This window comes from Roseinatronobacter sp. NSM (genome assembly GCF_052379845.1).
Lineage (GTDB): Bacteria > Pseudomonadota > Alphaproteobacteria > Rhodobacterales > Rhodobacteraceae > Roseinatronobacter.
Map to the genome: position 1 here is coordinate 1 of NZ_JBQTCF010000064.1, position 9,096 is coordinate 9,096.

Annotated in this window: 7 protein-coding genes; 1 reads left to right on the plus strand and 6 read right to left on the minus strand. The window is 62.0% G+C overall.

The window, feature by feature from the left end; translation table 11 throughout:
- Window positions 1–189: 189 nt before the first annotated feature.
- The 6 genes from ACTZWY_RS19175 to ACTZWY_RS19200 form a co-directional block, all read right to left on the minus strand.
- Window positions 190–663 carry a hypothetical protein gene (locus ACTZWY_RS19175; protein WP_444792316.1) on the minus strand — a complete coding sequence of 158 codons (474 nt, stop codon included), beginning with the start codon at window positions 661–663 and terminating at the stop codon, window positions 190–192.
- A 100-nt stretch (window positions 664–763) separates the two neighbouring features.
- Window positions 764–2,935 carry a ParB/RepB/Spo0J family partition protein gene (locus ACTZWY_RS19180; RefSeq protein ID WP_444792317.1) on the minus strand — a complete coding sequence of 724 codons (2,172 nt, stop codon included), beginning with the start codon at window positions 2,933–2,935 and terminating at the stop codon, window positions 764–766.
- Between the two features lie 127 nt (window positions 2,936–3,062).
- Window positions 3,063–4,175 carry a helix-turn-helix domain-containing protein gene (locus ACTZWY_RS19185; RefSeq protein WP_444792318.1) on the minus strand — a complete coding sequence of 371 codons (1,113 nt, stop codon included), beginning with the start codon at window positions 4,173–4,175 and terminating at the stop codon, window positions 3,063–3,065.
- Window positions 4,176–4,378: 203 nt separating this feature from the next.
- Window positions 4,379–5,308 (minus strand): ParB/RepB/Spo0J family partition protein, encoded by a 930-nt coding sequence (locus tag ACTZWY_RS19190; protein ID WP_444792319.1) that lies wholly within the window; start codon window positions 5,306–5,308, stop codon window positions 4,379–4,381.
- Complete coding sequence (repA, locus tag ACTZWY_RS19195) at window positions 5,298–6,443, minus strand: plasmid partitioning protein RepA (RefSeq protein ID WP_444792320.1); 1,146 nt, start codon at window positions 6,441–6,443, stop codon at window positions 5,298–5,300. Before repA ends, ACTZWY_RS19190 begins: the two co-directional genes overlap by 11 nt.
- Window positions 6,444–6,736: 293 nt before the next feature.
- Complete coding sequence (locus ACTZWY_RS19200; protein ID WP_444792321.1) at window positions 6,737–7,621, minus strand: recombinase family protein; 885 nt, start codon at window positions 7,619–7,621, stop codon at window positions 6,737–6,739.
- A 226-nt stretch (window positions 7,622–7,847) separates the two neighbouring features.
- Here ACTZWY_RS19200 and ACTZWY_RS19205 point away from each other — a divergent pair, with 226 nt between their 5' ends.
- Complete coding sequence (locus ACTZWY_RS19205; protein WP_444792322.1) at window positions 7,848–8,915, plus strand: hypothetical protein; 1,068 nt, start codon at window positions 7,848–7,850, stop codon at window positions 8,913–8,915.
- Window positions 8,916–9,096 lie beyond the last annotated feature (181 nt).

Genomic DNA, 9,096 nt, shown 5'->3' on the forward strand with positions numbered 1-9,096 from the left:
GGTCCCCCAACGTCAGGAGCCGATTGTCCCGCTGATGCTTTGAACGCCGCCGGCCTCCCGGGCAGGCTCTTGGTTGAAGACCTCCGTATTGGGGGATGGATCCTATGGCGCCCCGCGGCATCGCGGGACGAGGTTCTTGGTCGATGAGAGGCCCGCCCCTTCGGCAGGCCCCTCACGCATTTTCAGGGCTCAGGCGGCCAGGTCCGCGCACCCTGCCCTATCGCTGTCCTCGGCACCGACGATCTCAAGCCGCGCGTTGCGATAACCCTCCCGCGCGATCCATAGCTCGGCTGCGGTAACGGATTCCGCCAGATGCAGCAGCTCGGTGTTGCCACCGAAGTCCAGAAGCACGCGCACCTGGCCGGGCTTCGGTTCCTCGGCCACCTCGAAGATCAGACGGCTGTCGACCGAATGACTGCGCATGATGGTGACCAGGATCACCCCGTCCGAGGAGAAGTTCCCCTCATGGAGCGTGAAGGAGGCCGGAGCGGTCCAGGTCGGATAAGCCCGTGGCAGCTCCTTCTTCACGAGACGGCCGACGCCGTTCGAGCGCTCCCAGGCGGCAAGCTTCTTGGTGAACCGTGCCGGTGGCTTGGGACTGCCGTCGGTGTAGCGGATCAGCGCCCCAAGCGGGGCTGTATCGATGATGGTCGTTGCAGACATGATTTCCTCATCCCGAATACGAGAATTCGCATTCATCATATTGAAATTTCTGTGTTTTGTTGGAATAAGGGCGGGTTTCCCCGCCCTCGGATGGCTCAGATCACTCTGCGGCCATCATCGACGCGGCGTTCTCCGGCAGATCAGCCGTCAGGAAGGCCGGGAGATCGACATCCTCGGGCTGGCCCGCGTCCTCCCCCTGCCCTTCTGCAATCTCCTCGCCGTCGTCCACCGCCAGATCAGCGCGGCGCAGGACCTCTGGCAACCAACCGCTGCCCTTGAGGAGTCGCTCGGCTTCCGTGGCCATCTCGCCCTTCTTGAGGTGATCGAGAAGCTGTGCAGTGCCCTCGCCTTTCGCCTCGCGCACAGCTTCAAGAATCCGGGCCTTGGGCACGCGGTTGAGATAGGCATCGACCGTCGGCTCCCATCCCGCCTCGACCATGTCCAGATCCACCGCGCGGGCCACGAGATCGGCATGGGCCATGCGGCGGGTCAGGCCACTGGCGGAGATACCCGCACCGTAGGGGTTCACCTTCTCATGGAGCGCGTTGATCCCGAAGCTGAGGCAATGCGCCAGGAGCGCGAGACGGCTGCCCTGATCGAGAACGGACAGATAGTCCCAGAGGGCAGCATCGTCGCCGAGGGGTAGATCAGCCTCCCAGGCGACATGACGCTCGTCGACCAGCTTCGCCACGACGCTGTCCTTCAGGTCGGGCGCCTGGGCGGACATGTAGACGTGGCGCACCGAAGCCTCGAGGCAGCTACCCGTCGCAGAGGAGGTGCGGAAGGTGTCCGTCACCAGCTTCAGGAGCAGGAGCGTCAGCGCCACGTCTGGGGAACGCCCGATGGCCTCGCGCATCGCGAGGGTCCGATGGGCGGTGAGTTCCATGACCAGCCGCTCAGGCAGCGGCTTCAGCGCCCCGTCGTCGTCTTCCTCGGACGAATCCGCACCAATCGGCTGACCGCCCGAGGTGATGACGGTACCCCCGGCGGAGGTCGCCGACGGTTTCCAACTGGAACCGCCGACATCGCCCCCCTGCCCCATGGCATCGGCGCCATCGCCATCATGGACCGCGGTCTCCTCGCGCGGCTCGTCCTCGGGCCGGACATAGCCGCGGTAGATCGCAAGGCTGCCGTCCCGATCCAGCGTCACGAAGACGCCCGCGCGCGCGACCTCCACCGGATCGAATTTCAGGGGCCGCTGCTCGAGTGCCTCCATCGCCAATTCGAGCTGGCCCAGCCGCGCATCGATCTCCTCAGGATACTCGTCCTGGCCGGAGTATTCCTCCTCCAGCGCCCGATACTCTGCGAGGAGCGTCGCATGGGCCGCGCTTTCCTCATCGGTCATCGGCGCGGGATCACCGGCCAGACGTCGCAGACCGTGGCTGTAACCATAGGGCAGGTCGGTCGCCACCTCGATCCACTTCCAGCCCTCCGAGGCCAGCGCCTCGGCTTCGGCCTGAAGCTTCTCGGCGACCAGCCGATCGAGCAGGGCAGGGTCCTCCAGCCAGCCACCGTCATCGCACTGGAAGAGATCGCGCAGCACGACACCGCCCGCCGCCTCATAGACATCGACACCGACGAAGACCGTGCGACGATCCGAAGCCCGGACCGAGGTCTCGGTCAGCATGCGGCGGATGGCGTAGGGCTCCTTGTTCCAGGAGTTCTTCACTGCATCCCAGACCTGTGCCTGACGCGCATGGTCGGGGTTCACCGTGAAGGCCATGAGTTGTTCGAGGGTCATGCCGTCCTCGGCATAGATCTCGAGCAGGGCAGGGGCCACGGAGGCGAGCTTCAGACGCTGCTTCACGATCTGCGGAGTGACGAAGAAGGCCGCCGCAATCGCCTCCTCTCCCTGACCCTTCTCGCGCAAGGCCACGAAGGCGCGAAACTGGTCGAGCGGGTGGAGGGCAACGCGCTGCATGTTCTCTGCGAGTGAGTCATCCTCGGCCAGAATCTCGGAGGCCGCATCCCGAACGATGCAGGGGATCGGCGCGGCCTTGGCCAGCCGCTTCTGCTTCACCAAGAGCGACAGCGCCTGGAAGCGGCGGCCACCGGCCGGGATCTCGAACATGCCAGTCTCGACTCCATCGGCATCAAGCACAGGCCGGACGTTCAGGCTCTGAAGGAGTCCGCGCCGGGCGATGTCCTCGGCAAGTTCCTCGACTGAGACGCCAGCCTTGATGCGCCGCACATTGGACTGGCTCAGCACGAGCTTGTTGAAAGGGATGTCCCGCGACGGGGACAGGGTGATGTTCTGGGCTGCTTTCGCCATCAGATCTTCTCCACGACGGGCGTCGGAAGCCACTCTCCCGATCTCACTTCCCGTCACCCCTCAAACCCCCAACCTTTTCCTCTCTTCGTCCGTCTTGACCGCGGTCAAGACGTGCAAGTTGGATGCTCTATGCCTTCATGATCGCTTCAAAGTATGCCTCAGGCTGCCTGATCGCTTCGCCTTTTCCCAACAGGTAGTCCAAGATCAGCAAAAGCCGTCCAGCCCCAGCTTTCTGAAGACCACGCATCAGTTTTTCTTGGCGTATTCTGAGCAATCGACCGATGTCGAAGAGAACGCGGTTGAGGGCGTCGCCTGTTCGCGGCGGGTCTGGGAAGAAGTTCGCGACATGTGAAAAGTCCGTCCACGCCATTTTTGCAGGGTCGCGGTTCATGGTCGCTGCCCTAACGCTTTGGAAAGCGTTGGTCTGCTTCACGTGCGTGTTTTTCTTTATATTTTCTTTTTTTATGGACTCTATTTGCCGGTCATTTTGTCCGTTCCTGGCGGTCATTTTGTTCGCGTACTCACCGCTGAAGGCTTGGTCGTGCGATTGTAGTTGGTCCGCATGAGCGCTTGAACCGTGGCACTCTCCGTAGCTCTCCGCGGCGTTGGCTTCGAGCTCCCGGAGGCCAGCGATGATTTGCAAGACTGTGTCGGCAGTCAAGGTTGCTCGACGTAGCAGGTTTTTGATCGTTCCCAGTGCAGACAGCCGTGCTTCATCGAGGTGCTCGTCTTGAAGGAGGGATGCGCGCAGCGCTAGCGCTTCTGCCTTGAGGGAGCGAAGGCGTTCACGTTCTTCCGTGATCTTCGATGCTCTGGCTGCGAGAGCGTCGTGGCTTTGCATCAGCGGAGCCAAGTCGATTCCAAACGCATCTCTGATGATGCCCCCGTAGCGGAGAGGGAAGCGTTTGCCGTTCGCTGAGCTCTTCCGCTTGATGAGTCCCGCAGCCTCAAGGCGCCCCAGGCAGCGGCGAAGCGTTCTCTCATCAATGCCGTTTGCGCGCTCTGATAAGGAGGCGTTGGAAGGAAACACAACGGTCAGTTTGCGCTGTGTTCCACCAGTGTTGGGGCTCTGGTCGCGCGGGAGAAAGCTGATGAGCGCTGCCAGTACGGTGACGTCGTTGCTCGTGAGGTTCAGGTCTTTCCGAATAACCCGTACCGGCCCCAGAAGCTCGTAGGGGTTAGGGCAGGCAATAGCTGGCTGTTCCGCCAAGGCGGTTCGTGCTTGAGTGACATGTCTCATGGTATTTCGGAAGAAAAAGCTTTCCCGGTCACCGCGAGCGGTGTTGAACTCGATTCGTTTTGGGGGTATCAATCAGGTGTCGAGACTGATTGAGGCCCTTCGGAAGCACCGCTTTCGGGGGGTCTTTCCTTTTCTAGCCGGTCCTCCTTTCGTTTTCTGCTCGTTGCTCTTGATGTCTTGACCGCGGTCAAGACACGGGGTTGTCACTCTGGGCCGTCTTGACCGCGGTCAAGAAGCTCTCCGATCAGCTTTCGGACGGCCTCTTCGACGCGCGGGGCAAGATCAGCGTCCACATCGATGGTGATGCGGTTGCCCTTGCGGCCGATCTTCACGCGCTCACCTGAATCAGCCTTGGGCGGAGTTGCCTTGGTGGCCGTGAGCAGCGTAACCGCTGCCTCAAGCCGCTCTGGGCCGGGCAAGCTACGGGGGATTTCGCGGGCGACTTCTTTGGCTCTCGAGACGTCCTTCTCGCACAGCCTGAAAAGCTTCTCCCAGACCCGCCGACCGACGCCATGTGCTGGTCCGATGGCCTGGATCAGCTCCATCGGAATGCCCGTCGCGATACGGTTCATCCGAGAGACGAGAGACTCATCGATCTGGAGTGCCCGATAGGCGATGGTCTGGGCGTTCTTGCGCGTTTCGTCTGTTTTCCCAAGTTCCCGAATGATGCCGGCGACGAACAAAGCCCTCTCGATAAACGAGGGGTCTTGGCGGGCATTGTTCTCCACGCCTTGAGCGATCAGTGCTTCCTCTTCGGTCATTTCCATGACCGTGGCGCGCACCTTCTGACCAAGCTCACGACAGGCGAGAAGCCTGCGGCGCCCATAGACGATCTCAAGTGCGCCATCCTGGGTTCGGCGGACGAGAATGGGAACCTTTTGCCCATGCTCCCGGATCGAGGACACAAGTTCCTCGAGGCCATCGCTCGGATCGATACGGTCCATGACCGCGGACATCCGCACGGCGCTCGGGTCGATCAGGCGCGTGGCGTGTTTGTCTTCCTCGAGCACAGATGCTTGCGCACGAGCGACTGTCGGGCTCGTACGTTTCAGATCGATATCCGCAGTCTCGTCCGGTGTTGCCCCATTGCCCATCGCGTTCTTGAGGGAATCTCCGAAGACCTTACGCGCCATGGCTACGCCCCCATGCCTTGAGGATTTCGCGCTCAACTTCGTCGGTCACGCGTGAAACGGACTCGATCGCACGCTCGTAGGTTCTGCGGTTCACGTCGCGCGGTTCGACCTCAAAGATGCTCTGCTGCGTATTGGCGGCATCACCTACCGCTGTCGACTTCAGGAACTCGGCCGGGAGGACCGCATCGCCAAGGACCGTCCGAAGCAGAGAGGAGATCTGGACCTGTGGACCATCGGTATTCTCGTAGCGGGTGATCAGCACGCGCACGAAGTTCAGACCGTGTTCGGGAGCATGCGCCTCGACGACACCCATCAGGTTGCTCGCCATACCGAGGAAGCTTGCAAGGGACATGACATCAAGCATGGACGCGTTGAGCGGGATCAGGACCCCGGTGGAAGCAAAGAGGGCAGAGATCACCGAGAAATTCAGCTGAGGCGGGGTGTCGAAGATCACCACATCATATCGGCTCAGGACAGGCTCAAGCGCTTCACGGATCCGACTGTGGAAGGTGGTGGCGCCGTGTCTGAAGCTCAAAGCGACCTCGAACTCGTACTCCATGATGTCCATGGAGGCCGGGATCAGATCCACTGTCGGGAAGTTCGTCTTTCGAATGATATCGGAGGCGGGCAGGGGACCTTCCGACCGGATCAGATCGTAGGAGGTCGGCATGTCCGGATCGAGTTCAGGGGTCACCCCGAACAGGTTCGTCAGACTTGCCTGGCTGTCGAGGTCGATCAGCAGGACCCGATAGCCGCGAAGACCCAGAAGCTGACCAACATGAGCTACGGTCGACGTTTTTGCGGACCCGCCCTTCAAGTTGAAGATTGTCACAACCTGGCACGGTTCGCCGGCTCTTCTGTGAGGGTGCTCATCGGGCTTGATCCTGCCCGTCTCAAGAAGGACGCGTTGGGCCTCGACCATTTCTTCGGCAGAGAAGCTGCGGCGGTTGCCACCCTCAAGGATGCCTTCGGGAAAGCCGTCAAGGTTTGACACATGGTGGCGGAAGGTGTTCTGGTTGATCCGAAGGAGATCAGCCGCTTCCCGCATCGCGAAGCGACGGAGACCCTTCTGGGCATCCGGTGGGAAGGTTTCCTGCGCATGTTCACGCAACCGGCTACCAAGCCGCTTGGACATGACGTCGAATCTTTGAGAGGCCCGTATCCCGCTCATCACTGCCCTCAAGTCTTTATTGTTTTGTAGACCTTAACAGTTTTGGTGAGTAAATCCAGCCCAAACCGTTGAGCGGCGTATGCGCGTTGAAGGGGCTGATTTTTGACGAAAGAAAATCATTATGTATCAGTGTGTTGGGTGGCCTTGTTCGCAGCGCACTTCAACAGCTCGTGGGTCGTGACGTCGTTGCCACAACATGTATTGTGGACGCCTAGGGACTGAAGACCTTAAGAATCGCATGGCCGATTCCCGCGACTTCAATCAAGCAGCCCCAGCCTCTCGGCTCGCTCTAACAGCATCTTCACGGATGACGGCTGCCAGCTGGTCCGCCCACGCGGCGTCCGCTCCCGCATCTTCTCGAGCCGGTTGCAGATTTCTTGCAACGTAATTTCCGGGTTTGCGCCCTTGATGCCGGCCACGATGGCGGGCAAGCGGTCGTCGGTATCGCGACGACCGGCACGGCCCAGAACGGTTTCCGGCAGGAAGCCGTCGCGGACATAGGCATTCACGGCGCGTAGCAATCGGCTTTGTGTCCACTGGCGCTCATGGGGCAGGGGGCCGTTGATGATGCGCAGCACGTCCTCCCAGGCCATGTCGGGCCGCAGGCGGCGGACATGGGGCACCCAGTCCTGCGCGGTTTCGATCAGCCGTTCCATGTAGCCGTCCTGTCGCGCCAGCCGCACCTTGCGAAGTGCCGCGGGATCGCGGGCGCGCAGGCCCGGATTGCCGCCGATCCGGCCCTTGCTGCGCGCCGAGGCCAGCCCCGCCTTGGTGCGTTCGCGGATCAGGGCGCGCTCGAACTCGGCCGCGGCGCCGAGAACTTGCAGGGTGAACTTGCCCTGCGGCGAGGACGTATCGATCGGATCGGTGAGAGAGCGGAAGAAGGCACCTTTCGCCTCCAGCCGCTCGATCACCTCCAGCAGATGCGAGAGGGACCGCGCGAGGCGGTCGATCCGCACGACGACCAGCGTGTCGCCTTTGCTGATGCGTTCCAACACCCGCGCAAGCACCGGTCGCGCACGATTGCCGCCCGAGGCCTGTTCTTCATGGATCTCGGCGCAGCCCGCCGATTTCAGGGCCTGCGACTGCGGCAGGGGGGTCTGATCTTCGGTCGAGACGCGCGCGTAGCCGATCAGGGGCATCAAAACAGGCCGTTTGCAGTTTCATATACCGTTAATAAACGACCGTTTATAAACGGATGCAAGGGCGCTTTCTGTGGCCCTGCTCAACGGAAAGCCCTTGGTTTCTATACAGTGAGCGCGATCAGAGAGCCTTCGCCGACCATCGCCTGCGCGTGCTATATAAGGAGCGTGAGCGCACTCCGACAAAACCCTTGGGTAAAGATCAAAATTCAGATATTTTGCACATATGAAGTCTCAACCCTCTGCCTTACTTGAAGACTCTGATGCTGCCCTCCGTGACGGTGAGGAGGTGGAACAGGCGTCCGAGGACGATCTTTGGTTCCTGCCCGGTCCGTTGGAAGATGAGCCGGATTACCTGCCGCCCGGACCACGGGCCGAACCGCGCGAAGCCGAAGCCCTCGACGATTGGCGCAAGGCAGAGGCCGGTCACGCTGCGCGTCTTGCCCGTGTGGCCGGTCGCCTCGGCGCACTGGACGACCGGTTGAAGCGCGGGCCGGCAGGATGGCGGCACAGGCTGGCCCTGTTTGAGGCTGCCGATCTAAGTTGGCTTAACGGTGACCGCATCGGTCCGGATCGGCTGGCGCTTTGGATCTCGATGCGCTTGTCCGGCGTGCAGGACGACACCGCCGCACTCGCACGCGTCGGTTGGGCGGTGCGGCGGCTGACGGGCGGGCCGGGGCCCGAGGCAGACCTGTGCGCCTTCCTCGACCGCCGCGACCCCGAAAACATGGCGGATGACGCCGAACCCTTGGCCGACCGCGCGGGGGGCTGGCTTGCGCTGATGGCGCAAGCGGACTATCTTCACCCGATAACCCGCGCCTGCATGGGCTTTCACCTTTGGGGCATTGCCGGGCTTGGGCGGCAGGGCGACCGGATGGATGCCGCTGTCACCGCCGCTCGGATCGCGGCCAGCGACGGGAGAGGAGCAGTCTTCGCGCCCTTGGCCATAGGCGGGGCAGGGGGGCTGCGCGCCGGTGGTTCACCGTTTGACCGTCTGGCGCGCTGGCTCGACGGGATGCAGACCGCCTGCCTGACCGCGATGCGGCACCTTGACGATATAGAGGCATGGTCCGCCCGGGCGGAAGCCGAGATGACCCCACTCTCAGGCAAGACCCCGCGCGCCTTGCGCTCCGTACTGACGCAATGGCCCATAGTCTCCGCTCCGATGGCTGAGGCTATAACAGGCTCAAGCCGTGCCGCCGTTCAGCGTAACCTTGCCTGGATGGAGGATAAGGGTCTGGTCCACGAGATGACTGGGCAGGGGCGGTATCGGATGTGGCGGGCCACGAACTGAAGGCCGCGGCAGACTTCGCCGATGTGGTTGGCGGAAGAAGATAACTCCCTGAAGGAGTTTCAGCCAGAGGCATCTTCGTTTCGGCGCGGCTTCGGCGGCGATAAGCGGTGACCGAGAGCTTAGCTCTGCGCCGGTGGCTTTGGCCAGAAGTCGGGGCTTTTTTCTTCGAGCGACTGTAGAA

What these genes read in the sequence shown, in the direction of transcription:
- ACTZWY_RS19185 (WP_444792318.1), bottom strand. Translation starts at nt 4,175, where the DNA reads ATGAGACATGTCACTCAAGCACGAACCGCCTTGGCGGAACAGCCAGCT.
- ACTZWY_RS19200 (WP_444792321.1), bottom strand. Translation starts at nt 7,621, where the DNA reads ATGCCCCTGATCGGCTACGCGCGCGTCTCGACCGAAGATCAGACCCCC.
- repA (WP_444792320.1), bottom strand. Translation starts at nt 6,443, where the DNA reads ATGTCCAAGCGGCTTGGTAGCCGGTTGCGTGAACATGCGCAGGAAACC.
- ACTZWY_RS19180 (WP_444792317.1), bottom strand. Translation starts at nt 2,935, where the DNA reads ATGGCGAAAGCAGCCCAGAACATCACCCTGTCCCCGTCGCGGGACATC.
- ACTZWY_RS19190 (WP_444792319.1), bottom strand. Translation starts at nt 5,308, where the DNA reads ATGGCGCGTAAGGTCTTCGGAGATTCCCTCAAGAACGCGATGGGCAAT.
- ACTZWY_RS19205 (WP_444792322.1), top strand. Translation starts at nt 7,848, where the DNA reads ATGAAGTCTCAACCCTCTGCCTTACTTGAAGACTCTGATGCTGCCCTC.
- ACTZWY_RS19175 (WP_444792316.1), bottom strand. Translation starts at nt 663, where the DNA reads ATGTCTGCAACGACCATCATCGATACAGCCCCGCTTGGGGCGCTGATC.